General features: G+C 46.7%; 22 protein-coding genes. 10 read left to right on the top strand and 12 right to left on the bottom strand.

Going from position 1 to position 20587, the window contains the following annotated elements:
• Positions 1 to 23: 23 nt before the first annotated feature.
• The gene (locus HV041_RS20855; protein WP_182294262.1) at positions 24 to 1175 is read right to left on the bottom strand and encodes a glycosyltransferase; all 1152 of its coding nucleotides are present in this window, start codon (positions 1173 to 1175) and stop codon (positions 24 to 26) included.
• Between the two features lie 297 nt (positions 1176 to 1472).
• Between HV041_RS20855 and rfaD the strand changes: the two genes are divergently transcribed.
• Genes rfaD through rfaC form a run of 3 tightly spaced genes read left to right on the top strand, consistent with a single transcriptional unit; the run spans position 1473 to position 4427 of the window.
• On the top strand, positions 1473 to 2405 hold the full coding sequence (rfaD, locus tag HV041_RS20850; RefSeq protein ID WP_003827312.1) for an ADP-glyceromanno-heptose 6-epimerase: 933 nt from the start codon (positions 1473 to 1475) through the stop codon (positions 2403 to 2405).
• A gap of 12 nt (positions 2406 to 2417) precedes the next feature.
• Positions 2418 to 3464 carry an ADP-heptose--LPS heptosyltransferase RfaF gene (gene rfaF, locus HV041_RS20845; protein WP_048213711.1) on the top strand — a complete coding sequence of 349 codons (1047 nt, stop codon included), beginning with the start codon at positions 2418 to 2420 and terminating at the stop codon, positions 3462 to 3464.
• Between the two features lie 3 nt (positions 3465 to 3467).
• On the top strand, positions 3468 to 4427 hold the full coding sequence (gene rfaC / locus HV041_RS20840; protein WP_048213712.1) for a lipopolysaccharide heptosyltransferase RfaC: 960 nt from the start codon (positions 3468 to 3470) through the stop codon (positions 4425 to 4427).
• A 128-nt stretch (positions 4428 to 4555) separates the two neighbouring features.
• Here the strand turns inward: rfaC and HV041_RS20835 are convergent, their stop codons facing one another.
• The 5 genes from HV041_RS20835 to HV041_RS20815 all read right to left on the bottom strand — a co-directional run bounded on the left by HV041_RS20835 (position 4556) and on the right by HV041_RS20815 (position 9925).
• Positions 4556 to 5326, bottom strand: a complete 771-nt coding sequence (locus HV041_RS20835; protein ID WP_048213713.1) for a glycosyltransferase family 25 protein — start codon at positions 5324 to 5326, stop codon at positions 4556 to 4558.
• Positions 5327 to 5453: 127 nt separating this feature from the next.
• Positions 5454 to 6251: a lipopolysaccharide core heptose(I) kinase RfaP gene (gene rfaP / locus HV041_RS20830; RefSeq protein ID WP_048213714.1), complete on the bottom strand. Its 798-nt coding sequence runs from the start codon at positions 6249 to 6251 to the stop codon at positions 5454 to 5456.
• A complete protein-coding gene (locus HV041_RS20825; RefSeq protein WP_061066830.1) occupies positions 6244 to 7368 on the bottom strand; it encodes a glycosyltransferase family 4 protein in 1125 nt (374 codons plus the stop codon). Before HV041_RS20825 ends, rfaP begins: the two co-directional genes overlap by 8 nt.
• Before the next feature lie 21 nt (positions 7369 to 7389).
• Positions 7390 to 8418 (bottom strand): lipopolysaccharide core heptosyltransferase RfaQ, encoded by a 1029-nt coding sequence (rfaQ, locus tag HV041_RS20820; protein ID WP_075551442.1) that lies wholly within the window; start codon positions 8416 to 8418, stop codon positions 7390 to 7392.
• Between the two features lie 256 nt (positions 8419 to 8674).
• Complete coding sequence (locus HV041_RS20815; protein WP_048213716.1) at positions 8675 to 9925, bottom strand: O-antigen ligase family protein; 1251 nt, start codon at positions 9923 to 9925, stop codon at positions 8675 to 8677.
• A gap of 310 nt (positions 9926 to 10235) precedes the next feature.
• Here HV041_RS20815 and HV041_RS20810 point away from each other — a divergent pair, with 310 nt between their 5' ends.
• From HV041_RS20810 to coaD, 3 genes are all read left to right on the top strand, one after another.
• Positions 10236 to 11225 carry a glycosyltransferase gene (locus HV041_RS20810; protein ID WP_053065239.1) on the top strand — a complete coding sequence of 330 codons (990 nt, stop codon included), beginning with the start codon at positions 10236 to 10238 and terminating at the stop codon, positions 11223 to 11225.
• 245 nt (positions 11226 to 11470) lie between these two features.
• Positions 11471 to 12748, top strand: a complete 1278-nt coding sequence (gene waaA / locus HV041_RS20805; protein WP_048213717.1) for a lipid IV(A) 3-deoxy-D-manno-octulosonic acid transferase — start codon at positions 11471 to 11473, stop codon at positions 12746 to 12748.
• Positions 12749 to 12756: 8 nt separating this feature from the next.
• Positions 12757 to 13236, top strand: coding sequence for a pantetheine-phosphate adenylyltransferase (coaD, locus tag HV041_RS20800; RefSeq protein ID WP_048213718.1), 480 nt, complete (start codon positions 12757 to 12759; stop codon positions 13234 to 13236).
• Positions 13237 to 13285: 49 nt separating this feature from the next.
• Here coaD and mutM read toward each other — a convergent pair whose 3' ends face one another.
• The 4 genes from mutM to radC all read right to left on the bottom strand — a co-directional run bounded on the left by mutM (position 13286) and on the right by radC (position 15504).
• The gene (mutM, locus tag HV041_RS20795; RefSeq protein ID WP_061066832.1) at positions 13286 to 14095 is read right to left on the bottom strand and encodes a bifunctional DNA-formamidopyrimidine glycosylase/DNA-(apurinic or apyrimidinic site) lyase; all 810 of its coding nucleotides are present in this window, start codon (positions 14093 to 14095) and stop codon (positions 13286 to 13288) included.
• Between the two features lie 98 nt (positions 14096 to 14193).
• Positions 14194 to 14361 carry a 50S ribosomal protein L33 gene (gene rpmG / locus HV041_RS20790; RefSeq protein ID WP_003024094.1) on the bottom strand — a complete coding sequence of 56 codons (168 nt, stop codon included), beginning with the start codon at positions 14359 to 14361 and terminating at the stop codon, positions 14194 to 14196.
• Positions 14362 to 14383: 22 nt separating this feature from the next.
• Positions 14384 to 14620 (bottom strand): 50S ribosomal protein L28, encoded by a 237-nt coding sequence (gene rpmB / locus HV041_RS20785; protein ID WP_002436699.1) that lies wholly within the window; start codon positions 14618 to 14620, stop codon positions 14384 to 14386.
• A gap of 218 nt (positions 14621 to 14838) precedes the next feature.
• Positions 14839 to 15504, bottom strand: a complete 666-nt coding sequence (radC, locus tag HV041_RS20780) for a DNA repair protein RadC (RefSeq protein WP_086523495.1) — start codon at positions 15502 to 15504, stop codon at positions 14839 to 14841.
• A gap of 171 nt (positions 15505 to 15675) precedes the next feature.
• Here radC and coaBC point away from each other — a divergent pair, with 171 nt between their 5' ends.
• From coaBC to slmA, 3 genes are all read left to right on the top strand, one after another.
• Positions 15676 to 16896 carry a bifunctional phosphopantothenoylcysteine decarboxylase/phosphopantothenate--cysteine ligase CoaBC gene (coaBC, locus tag HV041_RS20775; protein ID WP_121585515.1) on the top strand — a complete coding sequence of 407 codons (1221 nt, stop codon included), beginning with the start codon at positions 15676 to 15678 and terminating at the stop codon, positions 16894 to 16896.
• Positions 16874 to 17332, top strand: coding sequence for a dUTP diphosphatase (gene dut, locus HV041_RS20770; protein ID WP_006687626.1), 459 nt, complete (start codon positions 16874 to 16876; stop codon positions 17330 to 17332). Before coaBC ends, dut begins: the two co-directional genes overlap by 23 nt.
• Before the next feature lie 116 nt (positions 17333 to 17448).
• Entirely contained in the window at positions 17449 to 18045 is a 597-nt protein-coding gene (gene slmA, locus HV041_RS20765; protein WP_048213722.1) for a nucleoid occlusion factor SlmA, read from the top strand.
• Positions 18046 to 18134: 89 nt separating this feature from the next.
• Here slmA and pyrE read toward each other — a convergent pair whose 3' ends face one another.
• The gene (gene pyrE / locus HV041_RS20760; protein WP_048213723.1) at positions 18135 to 18776 is read right to left on the bottom strand and encodes an orotate phosphoribosyltransferase; all 642 of its coding nucleotides are present in this window, start codon (positions 18774 to 18776) and stop codon (positions 18135 to 18137) included.
• Positions 18777 to 18841: 65 nt separating this feature from the next.
• Entirely contained in the window at positions 18842 to 19558 is a 717-nt protein-coding gene (gene rph / locus HV041_RS20755) for a ribonuclease PH (RefSeq protein ID WP_003024054.1), read from the bottom strand.
• Positions 19559 to 19683: 125 nt separating this feature from the next.
• On the opposite strand from rph, the gene HV041_RS20750 reads away from it, so the two are divergent.
• Positions 19684 to 20547, top strand: coding sequence for a YicC/YloC family endoribonuclease (locus HV041_RS20750; RefSeq protein WP_003024052.1), 864 nt, complete (start codon positions 19684 to 19686; stop codon positions 20545 to 20547).
• Positions 20548 to 20587 lie beyond the last annotated feature (40 nt).

The raw sequence follows: 20587 nt of genomic DNA, 5'->3' as shown, positions 1-20587 counted from the left end.
CAGACCTGGCATCACAACCTGACTTACGTTGTCGCGTCATCAATGGCCTGAGACGCTGATGACGGTGCCAGAGTAAATCCTGCCATAGCAAAGGCCTTATTAACCTTAATGATATAGTTATCTTCGTAGAATTCCTCAATCGCCTGCTGAATCTGTTCGCCGGCAGGCAACGCTTTTCCATCAACAATCCCTTGTAGCAAGGAAACAAATTTTTCCGGTTCATCAGTAGGGTATAAATTACCGTTTATCCCTTCTTTGATAATGTCTGCAGGCCCCGTTTCGCAATCAGAGCTAATGGCATAAACACCGTGAGCACTGGCTTCAACCAGAACCATAACGAAACCTTCAAAATGAGAAGTTAGCAGCAGGCAGGTGATATTTTTTAGCGTATTTTGAATATATTCCCATGGTGATTTCTGCCAACCATGCCAGTGAATATTTCCACTAATCCCCAACGTTTCAGCTAATGCCGTTAAGGTATCAACATCCGGGCCGGTGCCGACAATATCTAAGGACCACTTCCCTTTTAGTTTAGCCAACCCGTTGAAAAGACTGCGTACATTTTTCTGTCCATCTGCCACAACCCTGCCTACATACACAAACCGGGCATGCTTCTCAGGGGTAGGGATACGGATATCGCATCGCGCAACGGGATTGTAAATCGTTGCAATAGTGCTTTTTTCTATTCCCATCTCAATGAGCTGCTGAGTTATCCCTGAGCTAATTGAAAGATGATAGTCAGCTTTATTAATATACTTGATTTTTTTCTTATAATTATTTTTGTAGAAGTTAAAAATAGAGAAGTGAAACCATGAAAATATTTTCACCTGCTTGCTTGTATATTTCCTTGCAACGTGACTGATGTAACATGAAAGCGTATCCAGGGAAACAATTATATCTGGACTTTCCTGAAGAATAATTTTTCGCAAACCATAAGCAAAACTTAGTCTTCTTAATTTAGTTATTTTTATATTAGAAGATAGATGACAATAGCGCTGCCCTGTGAGCCAGTCATTATTGACATTGCTATTATTATTTTTCTTAAAAAAAACAAAAGAGACATGAATATCAGGGTCTTGCGTTCGCAGCAGCTTCACCAAATTAATACATACCGTCTCCATACCTCCGAGGCCACTGGTTTCATAACCTGTAATAATTATCTTCTTAAGTTGCATATATTATTTTCATTCCAACGACTATTGTCAGTCCCAACACAGTGCTTTACCTTGCTTATTCATTCGTTGATGGCTCCGAAAAAGCCGGCACCGCGCGCCTGAACATCCATTTACGACGTGAATCATACACCACCAGACCCTAACTATTTCAATTAAGAATGACTGAAGCAATAATCAGTACACATGTCACACGCCACATGACGCGACGTACTGCTGAAGCCGAAGCCATGTAGTGATATGATTAGAGGTATTCGTGTCTGAGATTGTCTCTGACTCCATAATTCGAAGGTTACATTTATGATCATCGTTACCGGCGGCGCGGGCTTTATCGGCAGCAACATCGTTAAGTCCCTGAATGACAAAGGCATCACCGATATTCTGGTGGTGGACAACCTGAAAGACGGCACCAAGTTTGTGAATCTGGTGGATCTGAATATTGCTGACTATATGGATAAGGAAGACTTCCTGATCCAGATTATGGCCGGGGAAGATTTTGGCGATATCGAAGCGATTTTCCACGAAGGCGCATGCTCTTCCACCACCGAGTGGGATGGCAAGTATATGATGGACAACAACTATCAATACTCCAAAGAGCTGCTGCACTACTGTCTGGAGCGTGAAATTCCTTTCCTGTATGCCTCTTCTGCAGCAACGTACGGCGGTCGTACCTCTGACTTCATCGAATCTCGTGAATATGAGAAGCCGCTGAACGTCTATGGCTACTCAAAATTCCTGTTCGACGAATATGTACGCCAGATCCTGCCAGAAGCAAATTCTCAGATCGTTGGCTTCCGTTATTTCAACGTCTACGGACCGCGCGAAGGTCACAAAGGCAGCATGGCGAGCGTCGCTTTCCATCTCAATACTCAGCTCAATAACGGCGAAACACCCAAGCTGTTCGAAGGAAGTGAAAACTTCAAACGTGATTTCGTCTATGTCGGCGATGTTGCAGCAGTAAACCTGTGGTTCCTGGAAAACGGGGTTTCCGGCATCTTTAACCTCGGTACTGGTCGCGCAGAGTCTTTCCAGGCCGTCGCGGATGCCACGCTGGCATACCACAAAAAAGGCAGCATTGAGTACATTCCGTTCCCGGAAAAACTGAAGGGCCGCTATCAGGCATTTACTCAGGCGGATCTGACTAACCTGCGCGCTGCGGGCTATGACAAGCCGTTTAAGACCGTTGCTGAAGGCGTAACGGAATATATGGCCTGGCTGAACCGCGACGCTTAAGGCAGGCAATCTATGAGGATTCTGGTGGTTGGCCCGTCCTGGGTGGGCGACATGATGATGTCGCAAAGTCTCTATCGCACGCTCAAGGCGCGCTATCCCCAGGCCATAATCGACGTGATGGCACCCGCGTGGTGCCGTCCGCTGTTATCGCGTATGCCTGAAGTCAACGACGCCATCGCCATGCCGCTGGGACACGGCGCGCTGGAGATTGGCGAGCGCCGCAAACTGGGCCACAGTTTGCGTGATAAACGCTACGATCGCGCGTATGTCCTGCCGAACTCGTTTAAATCCGCACTGGTACCCTTCTTCGCGGGTATTCCTCATCGTACCGGTTGGCGTGGCGAAATGCGCTATGGTCTGCTGAACGATGCGCGTGTGCTGGATAAAGATGCATGGCCGCTGATGGTCGAACGCTATGTGGCCCTGGCCTACGATAAAGGCGTGATGCTGTCGGCTAAAGATTTGCCGCAGCCTCTGCTGTGGCCACAATTGCAGGTCAGTGAAGGTGAAAAGTCTCTGACCTGTAGTCAGTTCTCCCTTTCTGCCGAACGCCCCATCATCGGTTTTTGCCCTGGTGCGGAATTTGGTCCGGCGAAACGCTGGCCACACTACCATTATGCTGAACTGGCAAAACAGCTGATCGACGAAGGTCATCAGATTGTGCTGTTTGGCTCGGCAAAAGATCATGAAGCCGGAAATGAAATCCTGGCAACGTTAAGCGTTGAGCAGCAGGCCTGGTGTCGTAATCTGGCGGGCGAAACGCAGCTGGAGCAGGCCGTTATTCTGCTCGCCGCCTGCAAAGCCGTGGTCACCAATGACTCCGGTTTGATGCACGTGGCTGCCGCACTAAATCGCCCGCTGGTCGCTCTGTATGGCCCTAGTAGCCCAGATTTCACTCCACCACTCTCCCACAAAGCTCGCGTGATTCGCCTGATTACGGGCTATCATAAAGTGCGTAAGGGGGATGCTGCACAAGGGTATCACCAGAGCCTGATTGACATCACACCTCAGCGCGTTCTGGAAGAACTGAATGACCTGTTGTTACAAGAGGAAGTCTGACGGATGCGGGTTCTGATCGTTAAAACATCGTCAATGGGCGATGTACTGCATACGTTGCCCGCATTAACCGATGCGCAGCAGGCCATTACGGATATTCAGTTTGATTGGGTAGTGGAAGAAGGGTTTGCTCAAATCCCCTCCTGGCATCCGACCGTTGACCGAGTGATCCCGGTGGCGATTCGCCGCTGGCGTAAAGCCTGGTTTTCCGCCCCCATTAAAGCTGAGCGCAAAGCTTTTCGCGAGGCGGTGCGTTTACAGAACTATGACGTGGTTATCGATGCGCAGGGGCTGGTAAAAAGCGCCGCGCTGGTCACACGTCTGGCGCATGGCATTAAGCATGGTATGGACTGGAGTACCGCGCGCGAACCGCTGGCGAGTCTGTTTTATAACCGTAAGCATCATATCGCCAAACAACAGCATGCTGTTGAACGCACTCGTGAGCTGTTCGCGAAAAGTCTGGGATATACCAAATCCCAGTCGCAGGGGGATTACGCTATTGCGCAGCATTTTCTGAATGAACGCAATGCCGATGCAGGGCAGTATGCCGTCTTCCTGCACGCCACCACTCGTGATGACAAGCACTGGCCGGAAGCGAAGTGGCGGGAGCTCATTGGCTTATTAAATCACGCAGAAATACGTATTAAGCTCCCATGGGGGGCTCCGCATGAAGAAGCGCGAGCCAGACGACTGGCAGAAGGATTTGATTACGTAGATGTTTTACCGCGAATGAGTCTTGGGGATGTAGCCCGGATATTAGCCGGCGCTAAATTTGTGGTATCCGTTGATACCGGATTAAGCCACTTGACCGCCGCACTGGATCGGCCGAATGTTACGCTATATGGCCCTACGGACCCGGGGTTGATTGGGGGATACGGGAAGAATCAGGTCACATGTCGTGCCCCGGAAGGAAAGCTTGCTTTGCTTGAACCCACTCAAGTTTATTCTCACATAGCGCTGCTGTAATTATTCAGGTATCGCAGATATGTTAAATTCGTTCTTATACAGTCGCTTTGCTATTTAACATATCTGCAGCTGACTAAAACTATGCACTATATCGTATTTCATCCACGATTAAGCATTATTGCGTTCATCTACTTCCACCAACATAACCCAAGAATAATTCGTCGGGCATGCCAGTATGAGGATGAAATTTTACGTCTGAAAAGTGATTTCTGCTTTTTCTTGTGACTCTTTATCTCTTTACGTTCTTTCTCTAACCAGCTCCCGGACAACTCTTCAGGATGATGGACAAAGTTTGCCAGGTATATATCAGAAAAATATCCCTGACGCATCAGATATGCCCATTCATCTATGATGAAAAAGTTATTTTCAAAACGGGAAACAAGTTTTTGAGCAGTTACCGAATTCATCAAATAACCGCAGGCTCGCAAAACATATCCATGACCAAATATGACTTTGCCGAAGGTCTGGCCACCAATTTTTTTGAGTTTAAGCAAATTTAAGACAACTTTATTCTTATACCTTAAACCATCTTGCCCACCAAGTAGGTATAACGCATCTTTATTGAGAACACTTTCATCAATTGTCGATATAAATTCCTTAAAATTCTGATCGATTATTGCGTCATCCTCAAGAATACAAACCCAATCTTGTCCACTCTGCCCAAACTGTTTAAATGCCTTCATATGGCTTAGTGAGCAACCCAGTTCACCATCAGTAGGCGTATGGTTTTCCCTGTGCTGAAAGTCAGTTAACGGTATCTTGCGCTTTTCTTCGGCAGACAAATTTTTCCCATAGATAGCATCAACGAACGAATACTCGATATTTAATTCATTCATTATATCTGATACGCGTTTTCGTCGGGCATCGTCAAAAGGAAGCGAAATGACCAGCACGTACATGAGTTCAAACCCTCTAATATAATTAAGCCAGCACAGTCATCGTGAAATAAAGGTTAACAATTGCTGGCCAGCTGAATAAACTTAATTAACTATTCTATGTAGCTATACAAAGTCTATTATTTCATATTTATAGTTTATTCTTTGATGTATGATTAATAATTTTATCAGTTTTTTTTGCATAGGTTGCAAAGAGATCAGACTCATCACGAATAATTTTATTAATGTCTTTTTCAAAGTATATCTTCAAAAATCTGAAGTAGTCTCTTTGCGTTAACCCGATGTTCAACGAGGAGAAGTACAAACCAATCAGATCTTTATTGCGCCAACGAACAGGAACCGCATTTCTTATCTGAGCTCGGTGCAGATCAATAACCGACAGTTTGAACGTATTATCCTCAAAATTGGCCGGTTGATGCAATAAGAAGTGGCAGAGATAGCAATCACGGTGATTAACGCCTCCCTGATGCATTCTTCTGACCATAATGGCAAGACGCTCAATTAATGCCATTTTAATTTTCCGCGAAGGTGGATTCACCAACCAATCTGCACAATAGTCTTCCAGGCTAACCGCCGGGCTCAGATCTTCAGTTATAATAAATGAGATACGGTTGAGCGGATTTATACCTTGTTGCCCGAAACCAACACCGTGCATTGTATCAACATCCAGTTCCTGCAAACGGTGTATAGCATTCCATTCTCTATCAGCTCCGAGTACCGGCAAACGTAAAGAGAACAAGTTTTTGATAACTTCCTTCAGTTTAGTTCCCTGGTGCCATTTCAGGAAATAGCTTTTACCTGCAATCTCAAACCTTATCGTTCTACGCGTTTCGAGCTGTCTAAATGTTTCTCCCTGCAGCTTCTGCACTTCAGAAAAAGCATCTTTCCCTTTCCACAAGGATAAAAATGGTTCTTTTAATTCAACCATGGGCACCACCTATAATAATATCAGCTGCTTTCTCAGGTAGACTATAAAGGTCTTGAGTATCAGCAAAGTGTCGTGCATTCTTTTTCCATGCATTTCTCTGCTCTGAGTCAGTTAAAGAAAAATAAACAGCTTCATTTAATAATTTTTGTTCAAACGGTTCATCAATAACAATGCCGCACTCAGCATCTTTAATATAATGAGCATATCCGCAAACTGCCGTTGTTATGACAGGTAAACCTGCTGCAATTGCTTCAACCAGCACGATCCCTGCGGCTTCCTGGTATGCCGGATGAATCAATAGATCGGCCGCTGCCATTAACTCTGAGACATCATTACGGCCAGGGAAGAACTTGATATTGTCAGCAACACCATACTCTGTTGCCAGCTTTATATAGCGATCAGGCTTATCCTGACCCACAACAAATAGAATCGTTTGTTTGCGGACAGCTTCCGGTAAGGAAGCAATCGCCTTGATAGTTCTGTCGACACCTTTACGGGTAAAATCAGAACCGATTTGTATAATTAAATACTGGGAATCACTGATATCATTTTCTTTCCTGAAGCTAGCTCTGCAATTTGCTGCCTGAGAGCTGTATTTTCTGTCAGGATAAATCCCCGGCGGAAGGATATGGAAACGCGTTGACTCAGTATGATAGTGCTTCTGAAAATCCGCAATTTGCTTATCTGTTAGCATCAACAGCTGTGTTGATTTTCCCTCAGCAAATGTTGCTTTCTCAAAGGCGGCATAATGTCGGTATCGTGGTGTCAGACGATAGAGCAAACCTTTTTCTTGCGCGACTTTTTCTGCGTAGCAGACATCAGCAGCATAATAAACATCTAATCCAGGCATTTTATTGAACCCAACAACCCGATCTGCTGGATTACTCTCAAGATGTTTACTTACCCACCGATGATACTCAGCATTTTTCCCGTTGTTGGAGCATGACCTCACAGGAACAATGATGATCTCCAGGCTGTCTGGAATATTTCCTTGCCATGATTGTGTGTAAACCCGAACATGATGTCCACGTGATGCGACTGTCGACGCTATACGCAAAAAATCACGCTGTAACCCACCAAAAGGGAAATATTTATACAAACAGAAAGCAATAACCATTTTATATATCCGGATGCTTTATTAATCGAGTTTAGGTAACCGTGACGCTATGGCTGCAATCACGTCTTCCGCTGGTATAGCAGATAAATATTTCTTACTTCGATCAAGTTTTTCACGTACTGGCATTGGTTGGTAATCACCAGCCCAAAATTGAACCACATCATCAGACCATGGTCGCCAGGCGATATGATCGGTGGCGCCGAAAAGGCAAATGATGGGGGTTTTAACAGCTGCAGCAATATGCATCGGGGCAGAGTCGACGCCAATAAAAAGTACAGCATGATCAATTAATGCAGCAAGCTCAGGGAATGTTGTCTTCCCGGCAATTTCAGTTAAAGGTTTAGTTTCACATGCCCTGGCAATCTCATCGACGCAGGCAATATCGCTGGCACCGGGTCCAGAAGTCAGTACAACCTGATACCCCAAATGATGTATCGCATCAATCACCAGGGAGAATCTATCATTCTCCCACGACTTGAATTCTTGTCTCGCCGTAGGCTGTATAACGACATACTTCTGGGTATCAACCTGAGGAAGTTTTTTCCGAACAGATTGCCAGACTTGCTCACCATAAACCATTTTCAGTACCGGGACTGATTCTTTTAGATTTAATGGCATCAACACAGACAAATTACGTTCAACCCAATGATCGCCACTTAGAGGAACGTGATGAGTAAAACTGTCGCGCCAGAATTTTTTATTTCTGTGCGAGAAATCATGTGTCAACTTTATTGGGCAATCCAAACAACGACACAATAAAGCAACTATCCACTGATCGGTAAGATTGACCACTAAATCATAATGATTGCCACGTAGTACCTTGATCAGCGCTAAGAAATTTTTTGCTTTCTCAAAAGCAGAGCTCTTTTTATTTTTTATGCCATACAAAGCATGGATATCGGGGTTTTCAGATAAAATAGGAATGGTATCTTCGTAGAGTAGAACATCAATATCAGCATCAGGATAATTTTTTTTAAGCGTGCTGATGACCGGTGTGGTTAGCAACATATCGCCGTGAAAGCGCATTTTTATTACCAGGATCTTTTTCACACTATACCCTTTCAGGTTATTGTTAATTTTCAAATCACGCTACCGCCCCAGGCTCAACAGCTACCTGTGTACTGCAGATCACACCATCTTATTTTATCGCTTATATTATACCACTATTCACTTGACAATTCGATATCTATGGGAATTTTCTATGTGAATTAGAGAAAAATGAATACTTACAATATATGAGACTATTTATCATATTAGGAAAATTGAGCCTATATTCTCAACGACATCACATAGGCTCATTTTGATGTTAATTTGTTATTTTTCCTGGCTCATTTTTGCCATACAACATCAGGATGGCTATGCTGTATAATAAAAAGACATTTATGAACATCTTTTCAAATAAACAATATACCAGAATATAGCCAACAAGAGAGCACAGTAATGAAATGCTAAAAATATCTTTTTGGCTTCTGGCTCGGATATATATGTCTTTAAATGTAATGAAAAAAGCCGCAGTAAATAAGAAGAGACCAATAGCCCCAACATTATAAAGAATTATCATAAAAAACGGTTCATCTATATTATAGCCGTTATTTCGCTCAGAATATACCCCGCCATTTTTCGGCGCATTATGGTCCTCTAAATACTGATTGTATGTAGAATTCCCATATCCAATACCAAAGATGGCATTGTTGATATTCTCCATTACTAAAGGGAAACGGTCTAAGATGATTTCATCACGACTGGATGTGACGTTACTCATTTGCAGAGTTTGATCGACTTTCATTTTTACCTGACCCACTGTGTTGTAGGCCCCGATAAGCAAAGCAGCCATTATAAATAGCAAACCACAGGTAGCAGCCATAAATCTCTTGATGGTTTTACTCACCAGAAATGAAATCAGGAAAATCTCTACAACAACTGCCAAGATCCCTGCGCGGCTCCCGGTGTATGATAAAAAGACGAATGCAAGCGCAGAAATGATATATAATACTGTTTTCAGGAAGTGATTCTTGAATAAAATCGCTCCTGTTAATACAAAAGGAAATAGCATAACAACATAGAATGCGAAACCATAGCGAAGCTGTAGATACAGTTCCTGCGGGTTATTTTTTATAATTCTTAAAATCGGCACTACTAAGACAATATAGGATAGAGTAAGTATCGCCCCAATGACAAAGACCTGTCTCAGTGAGGTTATATGCTTACTGAATGCTCCAAAAAATAACATCATCACTAACGGGTAACGCCAGTCTTTTATCAATATGATAAAGGCATCAAGAGATTTATCTTCATAGGTGAAAAATACAATACAAAAAACACACCACAACGTGAAGAGTAACAATAGTTTTCTCTTCTGCATGAGATCGAGCACAATGTTTTTAATATCTATTTTATTGGCTTTAATATAGTAAATAGATAAAACTACAGCGAGCAAAGAGGTCATATTTAGCACCCCTTGATTATCTATCGTAAATAACCCAAAAATCATTAAAACCAATACAACTTTGCTTAAAATCAAGATATTACCATTTTGACTGTATCTTACTTGATTCATAAAATTCAAATCTCACTTCTTCAAATTGCCTTGTTAATCAACGACAAACACTCGCTAGCACGATTTATGGGGCATATCTTATTATATAACATCGTAAAAATCCCCCATTAATTTTAGTCTCTTCCTCTCACTGTGTACCCTCACTCTAATCACAAAAATATTTTCACATAACATAATGATTAATAAAGAAATTTAATCACCAAGTATCTCTTTCCTTCCTTTACAGTTTGTTCTATTCTATGCCGACAGGAGCGCCATTTTGTCTTACATAAACACGCGTGCACTCTGAAAGAATCAAAAGGAAAAAGATGTGAAAGAAAATATAATAAAATATATTAAGAATGCACATATTGAAAATGACGATAAAAAAAACACATGTATCAATATTACCTATGGCGCTGACAGACCCTTTCTTTACGGTACGGGCGTTTCAATTACATCGGTACTTTTAAATAATCGGGACCTGAACTTCCATTTCCATATTTTCACTAATTATCTTGACGAACATCAACTTCATCTTTTTTCTGTCCTGGCAAGCCAATATAATACCCGCATTACGTTTTATGTACTGGATGATAATGAATTAAAAAATCTACCTACTGCATCTAAGGCATGGAATTATTCAATCTATTTCAGACTTATTGCAATAGATTACTTTGCCGATAAGCTCAGCAGCATTATATATCTTGACTCTGATATTATATGTAAAGGAAGCCTTGCCTCGTTACTCACGGAAGAATTTAATGGCAATGTATTAATGGCTGTCCATGATAGCTTTGTCGATACATCTGCTGTTGCCGGCATAAATCCAGGCCGGTACTTCAACTCAGGCTTCATGTATTTTAACCTTCCAGAATTAAAAGATACTAATTTGACTCTGCAAGTCATTTCAAAGGTTAATGAAAACCGTTTCTCACATCCCGATCAGGATGCGTTGAACGTCCTCTTCAATGATCACGTAAAAATCCTGGACCATAAATTCAATTCATTCTTTAACATCGATACGTTAGCCAGGAAAGGGGGGGATGCCTTTAAAATCACATCACAAACGGTATTCATTCACTATGTCGGCGTCACTAAACCCTGGCATGACTGGGCACAATATTATGCTGAAGTCGAATACTTCAAAATAGCCAGAGAGAATTCGCCGTGGAAAGATATTCCTTTATTGGCACCCACTACGTATAAACAGCTATCACGAAAAAGCACACATTTAAAACACAATGGGCAACTCTTCGGTGCTTTTATTTTCTATGTAAAGTATTTAGTTAAGAAATACCAAACACAGAAAAAACGCTAATGCATTGATATTATTGTCTTTTAGGAATGGTTATGTTTCTGGCATATTCCATAAAAAGATCGGTTTTTATGACCATAACCATTCCGTTTTTAGCCTTCCACTGCTGAGATTACCAAGCGGGACAACACAACTCAGGCCCCCTTTCTCGTGATCCGTACAGTTTCCTCAAAAAATCAGCAAAAATGATGGTAAAGCCATAGTTAAATACATAGAATCCCCAGCACATCCATAAGCCAGCTACTATTATGCTAGAATTGCTTTACACCGCCCTTTTCTACCTTATTCAGCCTTTGATCTGGATACGGCTTTGGGTGCGCGGACGTAAAGCTCCGGCGTACCGTAAACGCTGGGGTGAACGCTACGGTTTTTATCGCCGCCCACTGAAACCAGGCGGTATCATGCTCCATTCAGTTTCCGTGGGTGAAACGCTGGCAGCAATCCCATTAGTCCGCGCTCTGCGACATCGTTACCCGGATTTGCCGATCACGGTAACCACCATGACGCCAACCGGTTCAGAGCGCGTGCAATCTGCTTTTGGCACAGACGTTCAACATATTTATCTTCCCTATGATTTACCGGATGCGTTGAACCGTTTCCTGAATAAAGTTGACCCCAAACTGGTGTTAATTATGGAAACCGAGCTCTGGCCAAATCTGATCGCTGCACTGCATAAGCGCCATATCCCGCTGGTCATCGCCAACGCGCGCCTTTCCGCTCGTTCAGCCGCTGGCTACGCTAAATTAGGAAAATTTGTTAGCAGGCTATTACGCCGCATTACGCTGATTGCTGCGCAAAACGAAGAGGATGGCGCTCGCTTCATTACATTGGGTGCCAAAAGCAATCAGGTCACCGTCACCGGTAGCCTGAAGTTTGATATTTCTGTCACCCCACAGCTGGCCGCTAAAGCAGTTACGTTGCGACGCCAGTGGGCACCGCATCGCCCGGTATGGATTGCGACCAGCACGCATGACGGGGAAGAAAGCATCATCATCGCTGCTCATCAGGCGCTGTTACACCAGTTCCCGAATCTTTTATTGATTCTGGTTCCCAGACACCCTGAGCGCTTCCCGGATGCCATTAACCTCGTACGCCAGGCTGGTCTAAGCTTTACCACACGTTCTTCAGGCGAAGTGCCGTCCTCAAGTACCCAGGTGGTTATTGGCGACACGATGGGTGAGCTGATGCTACTGTACGGAATTGCCGATCTTGCTTTTGTCGGTGGCTCTCTGGTTGAGCGTGGTGGACACAACCCACTGGAAGCAGCGGCACATGCCATTCCCGTATTGATGGGCCCGCATACCTTTAACTTCAAAGACATTTGCGCCCGACTGGAACAGGCAAGTGGGTTGATCACCGTCACTGACGTCACCACGCTGGTGAAAGAGGTTTCGTCCCTTCTGACCGATGAAGATTATCGTAATTTTTATGGTCGCCATGCTGTTGAAGTACTGTACCAAAATCAGGGCGCGCTACAGCGTCTGCTGCAGCTGCTGGAACCTTACCTGCCACCCAAAACGCATTGAGGGCTGTCATGCAAAAACGGGCGATTTATCCAGGAACCTTCGATCCCATAACTAACGGCCATCTTGATATCGTGACACGTGCGACGAGCATGTTTGATCACGTGATCCTGGCAATTGCCGCAAGCCCCAGTAAAAAACCGATGTTCACGCTGGAAGAACGCGTTCAGCTGGCACAGCAGGCAACGGCGCATCTGGGTAATATAGAAGTCATGGGATTTAGCGATTTAATGGCAAACTTTGCCCGCGATAATCAGGCTAATATTCTGATTCGTGGCCTGCGTGCCGTGGCTGATTTTGAGTATGAAATGCAGTTGGCGCACATGAACCGCCACTTAATGCCTCAACTGGAAAGCGTCTTTTTGATGCCATCTAAAGAGTGGTCGTTTATTTCATCATCGCTGGTTAAAGAAGTCGCCCGCCACCAGGGTGACGTGACCCACTTCCTGCCGAAAAATGTTCACCAGGCGCTAATGGATAAGTTGAAGTAGCGCATTTAGCCGGGTAAGCCGACAAGGTTTATCCGGCCTGCAATGAATATTATTTCTGACAGCGACGGCAGTAGAACGTTGTACGCTGAGCGTGTTTTGTCGCAATGACTGACGCTCCGCATACGCGACAGGGTTCGCCTTCTCTCCCATAGACCTGCAGCTCCTGAGCAAAATAGCCTGGCTTACCGTCACTTTGCAGAAAATCCTTCAGCGTCGTTCCACCCTGCTCGATAGAGCGCAGCAATACAGCCTTAATAACGCGTACCAGCAGCTCACACTCATCTTTCGACAGCGATGATGCCAGGCGGTCAGGATGAATGCCAGCCGCAAAGAGAGACTCACTGGCGTAGATATTTCCCACCCCCACCACCAGCTTGTTATCCATCAGCCAGGGTTTTATCGCCGTTTTCTTCTTTGCGCATTTCTGCTGGAGATAAGCAGTGTTGAAATCGTCGCTCAGCGGCTCTGGGCCAAGATGAGCGAGCACATTATGTCCATCCAGTTCTTTTGTCCACAGCCAGGCGCCAAAACGCCGAGGATCGGTATACCGCAGAACTTTGCCATTACTCATCACTAAGTCGACGTGATCATGCTTTTCTGCGGGAAGTTCTTCAGGAAGAATACGCAGACTACCCGACATCCCCAGATGAATGATAATCCAGCCATCCGTCAGCTCCAGCAGCAGGTATTTCGCACGGCGCTGTACGCTCAGGACAGGTTTATCGCTCAGGCGATAGATTTCCTCGGATACCGGCCAGCGCAAACGACCATTACGCACAGTGGCGTGTAAAATCTTCGCCCCTACCAGATGCGGCTCAATACCACGGCGACTGGTTTCGACTTCAGGTAATTCAGGCATAGCATCTCCGGCGCTGTATCAGGTCTCATTAATATGGGGACGGCCAGAAAACAAAAAACCCCGCCGAGGCAGGGTTTTTCTTTACATCAAAACGAAAATTATTTGATTTTCGCTTCTTTGTACAGTACGTGCTGGCGTACAACTGGATCGAATTTTTTCAGTTCCAGTTTTTCCGGCTTAGTACGTTTGTTCTTCGTGGTGGTGTAGAAGTGACCTGTACCAGCAGAAGAAACCAGCTTGATTTTCTCGCGAATACCTTTAGCCATGATTTATTTCCTCTTTAAGTACTTAGTACTTTTCGCCACGGGCACGCAGTTCAGACAGAACTGTATCGATGCCTTTCTTATCGATTACACGCATACCTTTAGCAGATACGCGCAGGGTGACAAAACGCTTCTCGCTCTCAACCCAGAAACGGTGAGAGTGCAGGTTCGGCAGGAAACGGCGTTTAGTCGCGTTCAGTGCGTGGGAACGGTTGTTACCGGTCACCGGACGCTTGCCAGTAACTTGGCAGACTCGGGACATGTCTATTCTCCAAAAATCAAATTAGCTCGAGCTTCGTATGGGGTATCGGCGCCTCGTCAGGCTTTACAGCCCGGTCATCGCATAGTTCTAAGTGAACTCTCGATTGCCAGGCCCAAATGCCAAACCCGAGATTCTCAAAGGTGGCGTAGTATACGCTGACCCGGCGTTATGCTCAAGTCCCGAACAGACAAAGATCCCGATGGATCGCGTAAAGTGCGTTAAATCCAACCGCGTTCCGCAAAAGAAACGTACTCTCCGCGCCCAATGACCAGATGATCAAGCACCCGGATATCCATGAACTGACAGCATTTCACAACACGCTCGGTGATGAGTTTATCTGCTTTACTCGGCTCTGCACACCCCGAAGGGTGATTATGCGCAAGGATCACGGCGGAAGCATTCATTTTTATCGCTTCGCGGACAATTTCTCGCGGATGTACCTCGACGTGGCTTAGTGTCCCGGAAAAAAGTTTGCTGTGTTTAATCACTTGATGTTGAGAATCCATAAAGATCACCAGAAAGATCTCTCGTTCCTCTTGCGAGAGCTGGCTTTGCAGAAATTCACGCGCCATTTCCGGGCTAAGTAGAGCACGCTCCTCTATCACTCGCACGTTGTAGTAGCGTCTTGCCAGCTCCGCAATACCCTTCAACTGTGCATACTTCGCGATACCGATTCCCGGAACATAGCTAAAATCCATGTAATCAGCAGACAACAAGCCATACAACGACTCAAAATGCTGAAGCATCTCTTTCGCCAGCGTAAGCACATCTTTACCCTGAATGCCGGTACGTAAAAAAAGCGCCAGTAACTCAACATCGGTCAGCGAACTGGCCCCCTGCGCCAATAGCTTTTCCCGGGGCATCATACTTCCTGTATTTTCCATGTTTCTCCCTCCTTCCGCGTCCGCATAGTGGCATAACACCGACGGTGAATCGACGCGCTGTTTTCACTTCTTCGTAGCGCCTCGCAAAGTAGAAGGCTGTCAAAAGCACGACAAATTGCGGATTGTGATAAAATATCCGCCTTCTGGTGAAACCCAACAGGAAAGATCATGATGAGCCTGGCCGGTAAAAAAATCGTACTTGGCGTCAGTGGCGGTATTGCTGCGTACAAAACCCCTGAGCTGGTGCGTCGTTTACGGGAACGCGGCGCTGACGTCCGCGTGGCGATGACCGAAGCGGCAAAAGCATTTATTACTCCCCTGAGTTTACAGGCAGTTTCAGGTTATCCCGTTTCCGACAGCCTGCTTGATCCCGCGGCCGAAGCTGCGATGGGCCACATTGAGCTGGGAAAATGGGCCGATTTGGTCATCCTGGCGCCCGCTACAGCAGACCTGATTGCTCGTGTCGCCGCAGGTATGGCCAACGACCTGGTGTCAACGATCTGTCTGGCAACGCCTGCTTCTGTTGCTGTACTGCCAGCCATGAACCAGCAAATGTATCGCGCAGCCGCGACCCAGCACAATCTGGGTATTCTTGCCTCACGCGGTTTGCTCATTTGGGGCCCAGACAGCGGTAGCCAGGCATGTGGCGATGTCGGTCCTGGACGTATGCTGGATCCGTTAACGATTGTGGATATGGCGGCAGAACATTTTTCACCTGTCAAAGATCTGCAACATCTCAATATCATGATTACGGCAGGCCCGACGCGTGAACCGCTTGATCCCGTGCGGTATATTTCCAACCACAGCTCCGGGAAAATGGGATTTGCTATCGCGGCCGCTGCCGCAAAACGCGGGGCAAACGTCACGCTGGTGTCGGGGCCGGTTTCGTTACCCACACCGCCATTTGTCCAGCGCGTTGATGTGATGACCGCGTTGGAAATGGAAGCCGCTGTGCAGTCTGCAGTGCAACAACAGCATATTTTTATCGGCTGCGCTGCAGTCGCTGATTATCGCGCTGAAACTGTCGCCCACGAAAAAATAAAAAAACAAGCGACGCAGGGTGATGAATTAACAGTAAAAATGGTCAAAAACCCGGACATTATCGCCGGTGTTGCCGCACTGGATGCTAACCGTCCTTTTGTCGTTGGGTTTGCCGCCGAAACAAATAATGTGGAAGAATATGCCCGGCAAAAACGCATCCGCAAAAACCTTGATGTGATCTGTGCGAACGACGTTTCGCTGTCAACTCAAGGGTTTAACAGCGATAGCAACGCATTACACCTTTTTTGGCAGGATGGAGACAAAGTCTTACCGCTTGAGCGTAAAGAACTCCTGGGCCAATTATTACTCGACGAGATCGTGACCCGTTATGATGAAAAAAATCGACGTTAAGATTCTGGACCCGCGCGTAGGGCAACAATTTCCGCTCCCGACGTACGCCACTTCTGGTTCTGCCGGACTTGACCTGCGTGCTTGTCTTGATGACGCCGTAGAACTGGCACCGGGCGCAACAACGCTGGTGCCAACCGGGTTAGCTATCCACATTGCCGATCCTTCTCTGGCAGCGGTGATGCTCCCGCGCTCCGGATTGGGCCATAAGCACGGTATCGTGCTGGGCAATCTGGTTGGTTTGATTGATTCCGACTACCAGGGCCAACTGATGGTGTCCATCTGGAACCGTGGTCAGGACAGCTTCACTATTGAGCCGGGCGAACGTATCGCGCAGATGGTATTTGTACCGGTCGTGCAGGCTGAATTTAATCTGGTGGAAGAGTTTGAAGCCACCGATCGTGGCGAAGGTGGCTTCGGCCATTCCGGGCGCAAGTAACCCGTAGAAAAGTATCCCATAGCGTAATAACGCAATAACACACCGCAAACAACAGTTTGCGGTCGCTGTGTGGATGCCTGCCTGGCAAGAGCTTATTTTCAGGGGTATTTTGTAACATGGTAGAAAAGCAAACTGCGAAAAGGAATCGTCGCGAAGAAATACTTCAGTCGCTGGCGCTGATGCTGGAATCCAGTGATGGAAGCCAGCGTATCACGACAGCAAAACTGGCAGCCTCTGTGGGCGTTTCCGAAGCGGCATTGTATCGCCATTTTCCCAGCAAGACCCGCATGTTCGATAGCCTGATTGAGTTTATCGAAGATAGTCTGATTACCCGTATCAATCTGATCTTAAAAGATGAAAAGGACACCGGCGCACGTCTGCGTCTGATCGTTCTGCTGATTTTAGGGTTCGGTGAACGTAACCCCGGTCTTACGCGCATTCTGACCGGGCATGCGCTCATGTTTGAACAGGATCGTCTGCAAGGCCGTATTAACCAGCTTTTTGAACGTATTGAGGCACAGTTGCGCCAGGTTCTGCGAGAAAAAAGAATGCGTGAAGGCGAAGGTTACGCCGTAGATGAAACGCTTCTGGCAAGTCAGTTACTGGCTTTCTGTGAAGGTATGTTATCTCGTTTCGTGCGCAGCGAATTTAAATACCGTCCAACGGATGACTTTGACACCCGCTGGCCGTTGGTTGCCGCACAGCTGCAGTAACGACTTCGTTTTATCCGGCCTACGTAAGCCGTAAGCCGTAGGCCCGGTAAGTGCGTAGGCCGGATAAGCGCAGCGCCATCCGGCAGTTCTTATACCCCAAACTCTTCGCGATACGCCCGTACTGCGGCCAGGTGTTCTGCCATTTCAGGTTTTTCTTCCAGATAAGCAATCAGATCTTTCAGGGTAATGATAGAAATCACCTTGCAACCATAATCGCGTTCCACTTCCTGAATCGCTGAAATCTCGCCGCGACCGCGTTCCTGACGATCGAGAGAAATGAGTACCCCTGCCAACGTCGCGCCATTTGCCTGGATTATCTCCATGGATTCACGAATCGCAGTACCGGCAGTGATCACGTCATCCACCAGCATGACACGCCCCTCAAGTGCGCTACCGACCAGATTGCCACCTTCACCGTGGGTCTTCGCCTCTTTACGGTTAAAGCAGTACGGCAAATCTTTATCGTGGTGTTCAGCCAGCGCAACGGCCGTTGTAGTCGCAATCGGAATACCTTTGTACGCTGGGCCAAACAGCAAATCGAACTCAATACCGGAATCCACCAGCGCTTCGGCGTAAAAACGGCCTAACAGAGCCAGGTCGCGCCCGGTATTAAACAGTCCGGCGTTGAAGAAATAGGGGCTTTTACGCCCGGATTTCAGCGTAAACTCGCCAAACTTTAGTACCTGCTTGCTAAGCGCAAACTCAATAAACTGGTGCTGATACGGTTTCATGGATTCGCTCCTCATCTCACTTTATTACAGACAAAAAAAAGGCGACTCATCAGTCGCCTTTAAAATCAATTTTCTAACGCCGCCTTCTGCGTCGCTACAATGGATTCGATTCCCCCTCGGGCCAACGCCAGTAGGGTGAGAAGTTCTTCATGGCTGAATGGCTCACCTTCCGCTGTGCCCTGAACCTCTATAATGCGACCGTCTTCAGTCATCACTACGTTCATATCGGTTTCTGCAGCAGAGTCTTCAACGTACTCAAGGTCACAGAGTGCTTCACCATTCACAATGCCCACGGAAACCGCGGCGACCATCCCTTTCATCGGGTTAGTTTTCAGTTTACCGCTCGCGACCAGCTTGTTCAGCGCATCCGCCAACGCAACGCATGCGCCGGTAATTGATGCGGTGCGCGTCCCGCCATCTGCCTGGATAACATCGCAGTCCAGCGTAATGGTGAACTCGCCTAGCGTCTTCAGGTCAACGGCAGCGCGCAGCGCACGAGCGATAAGACGCTGGATTTCCATGGTACGACCGCCCTGCTTACCTTTCGCCGCTTCACGGGCGTTACGGGTGTGTGTGGCGCGTGGCAGCATGCCATATTCTGCGGTGATCCAGCCCTGGCCCTGACCTTTCAGAAAACGCGGTACGCCTTCATCAATCGAGGCGGTACACAGCACTTTGGTATCACCAAATTCGACCAGCACGGAGCCTTCAGCGTGTTTTGTATAATTACGGGTCAGGGTGACGGGACGCACCTGATTGGCACTACGACCTGCTGGACGCATGATAAAATCTCCGGCTTGAAACGAATGTGGCTGCGCATTATACGGACTTCCGACTGTTATTCCTATCCTGACAAGACGTGGATGGCTATAATCCTCCCATCTCATCTTTAAAAACAGGAACGTCTATGATCCGCAGCATGACCGCTTACGCCCGGCGTGAAATCAAGGGTGAATGGGGTAGCGCTACCTGGGAAATGCGCTCGGTAAACCAGCGTTATCTGGAAACTTATTTTCGCCTGCCGGAGCAGTTCCGTAGTCTTGAACCCGTTGTTCGCGAGCGTATTCGCACGCGTCTGACGCGCGGTAAAGTCGAATGTACGCTGCGTTTTGAGCCTGATGCCAGCGCCCAGGGCGAGCTGATTTTGAATGAAAAGCTCGCTAAACAGCTCGTTAGCGCTGCTAACTGGGTCAAAATGCAGAGCGATGAAGGTGAAATCAACCCGGTTGATATCTTGCGCTGGCCAGGTGTAATGGCTGCCCAGGAGCAGGATCTGGACGCCATTGCCGCCGAAATCCTCGCCGCACTTGACGGTACGCTGGATGACTTCATCGTCGCACGTGAAACTGAAGGTCAGGCGCTGAAAGCGCTGATCGAGCAGCGTCTGGAAGGCGTCAGCGCCGAAGTGACGAAGGTACGTGCGCATATGCCGGAAATCCTGCAATGGCAGCGCGAGCGTCTGGTAGCCAAACTGGAAGATGCTCAGGTGCAGCTGGAAAATAACCGCCTTGAGCAAGAACTGGTGCTGATGGCACAGCGTATCGACGTGGCTGAAGAACTGGATCGCCTGGAAGCTCACGTCAAAGAAACCTACAACATTCTGAAGAAAAAAGAGGCGGTTGGCCGTCGTCTGGACTTCATGATGCAGGAATTCAACCGTGAGTCGAATACTCTGGCATCGAAGTCTATCAATGCCGAAGTGACGAATTCCGCGATTGAGCTGAAGGTATTGATCGAGCAAATGCGCGAGCAGATCCAGAACATCGAGTAAGTCACCATCTCACGTAGCCCGTCAATAAACGGCGGCGCTA

It is taken from the genome of Citrobacter sp. RHBSTW-00029 (assembly GCF_014104295.1).
Taxonomy (GTDB): Bacteria; Pseudomonadota; Gammaproteobacteria; order Enterobacterales; family Enterobacteriaceae; genus Citrobacter; species Citrobacter youngae.
Note: the sequence above shows the minus strand (reverse complement) of the source record. Positions and strands in the feature narration are given on the sequence as shown.

Excerpts from the sequence above, each read along its gene's own strand:
- pyrE (WP_048213723.1), bottom strand. The coding sequence starts at position 18,776 with ATGAAACCGTATCAGCACCAGTTTATTGAGTTTGCGCTTAGCAAGCAG.
- dut (WP_006687626.1), top strand. The coding sequence starts at position 16,874 with ATGATGAAAAAAATCGACGTTAAGATTCTGGACCCGCGCGTAGGGCAA.
- radC (WP_086523495.1), bottom strand. The coding sequence starts at position 15,504 with ATGGAAAATACAGGAAGTATGATGCCCCGGGAAAAGCTATTGGCGCAG.
- rfaP (WP_048213714.1), bottom strand. The coding sequence starts at position 6,251 with ATGGTTGAATTAAAAGAACCATTTTTATCCTTGTGGAAAGGGAAAGAT.
- waaA (WP_048213717.1), top strand. The coding sequence starts at position 11,471 with ATGCTAGAATTGCTTTACACCGCCCTTTTCTACCTTATTCAGCCTTTG.
- coaBC (WP_121585515.1), top strand. The coding sequence starts at position 15,676 with ATGAGCCTGGCCGGTAAAAAAATCGTACTTGGCGTCAGTGGCGGTATT.
- HV041_RS20815 (WP_048213716.1), bottom strand. The coding sequence starts at position 9,925 with ATGAATCAAGTAAGATACAGTCAAAATGGTAATATCTTGATTTTAAGC.
- HV041_RS20750 (WP_003024052.1), top strand. The coding sequence starts at position 19,684 with ATGATCCGCAGCATGACCGCTTACGCCCGGCGTGAAATCAAGGGTGAA.
- HV041_RS20855 (WP_182294262.1), bottom strand. The coding sequence starts at position 1,175 with ATGCAACTTAAGAAGATAATTATTACAGGTTATGAAACCAGTGGCCTC.
- rfaD (WP_003827312.1), top strand. The coding sequence starts at position 1,473 with ATGATCATCGTTACCGGCGGCGCGGGCTTTATCGGCAGCAACATCGTT.
- rfaC (WP_048213712.1), top strand. The coding sequence starts at position 3,468 with ATGCGGGTTCTGATCGTTAAAACATCGTCAATGGGCGATGTACTGCAT.
- mutM (WP_061066832.1), bottom strand. The coding sequence starts at position 14,095 with ATGCCTGAATTACCTGAAGTCGAAACCAGTCGCCGTGGTATTGAGCCG.
- rpmG (WP_003024094.1), bottom strand. The coding sequence starts at position 14,361 with ATGGCTAAAGGTATTCGCGAGAAAATCAAGCTGGTTTCTTCTGCTGGT.
- HV041_RS20825 (WP_061066830.1), bottom strand. The coding sequence starts at position 7,368 with ATGGTTATTGCTTTCTGTTTGTATAAATATTTCCCTTTTGGTGGGTTA.
- rpmB (WP_002436699.1), bottom strand. The coding sequence starts at position 14,620 with ATGTCCCGAGTCTGCCAAGTTACTGGCAAGCGTCCGGTGACCGGTAAC.
- HV041_RS20835 (WP_048213713.1), bottom strand. The coding sequence starts at position 5,326 with ATGTACGTGCTGGTCATTTCGCTTCCTTTTGACGATGCCCGACGAAAA.
- rph (WP_003024054.1), bottom strand. The coding sequence starts at position 19,558 with ATGCGTCCAGCAGGTCGTAGTGCCAATCAGGTGCGTCCCGTCACCCTG.
- slmA (WP_048213722.1), top strand. The coding sequence starts at position 17,449 with ATGGTAGAAAAGCAAACTGCGAAAAGGAATCGTCGCGAAGAAATACTT.
- coaD (WP_048213718.1), top strand. The coding sequence starts at position 12,757 with ATGCAAAAACGGGCGATTTATCCAGGAACCTTCGATCCCATAACTAAC.
- rfaF (WP_048213711.1), top strand. The coding sequence starts at position 2,418 with ATGAGGATTCTGGTGGTTGGCCCGTCCTGGGTGGGCGACATGATGATG.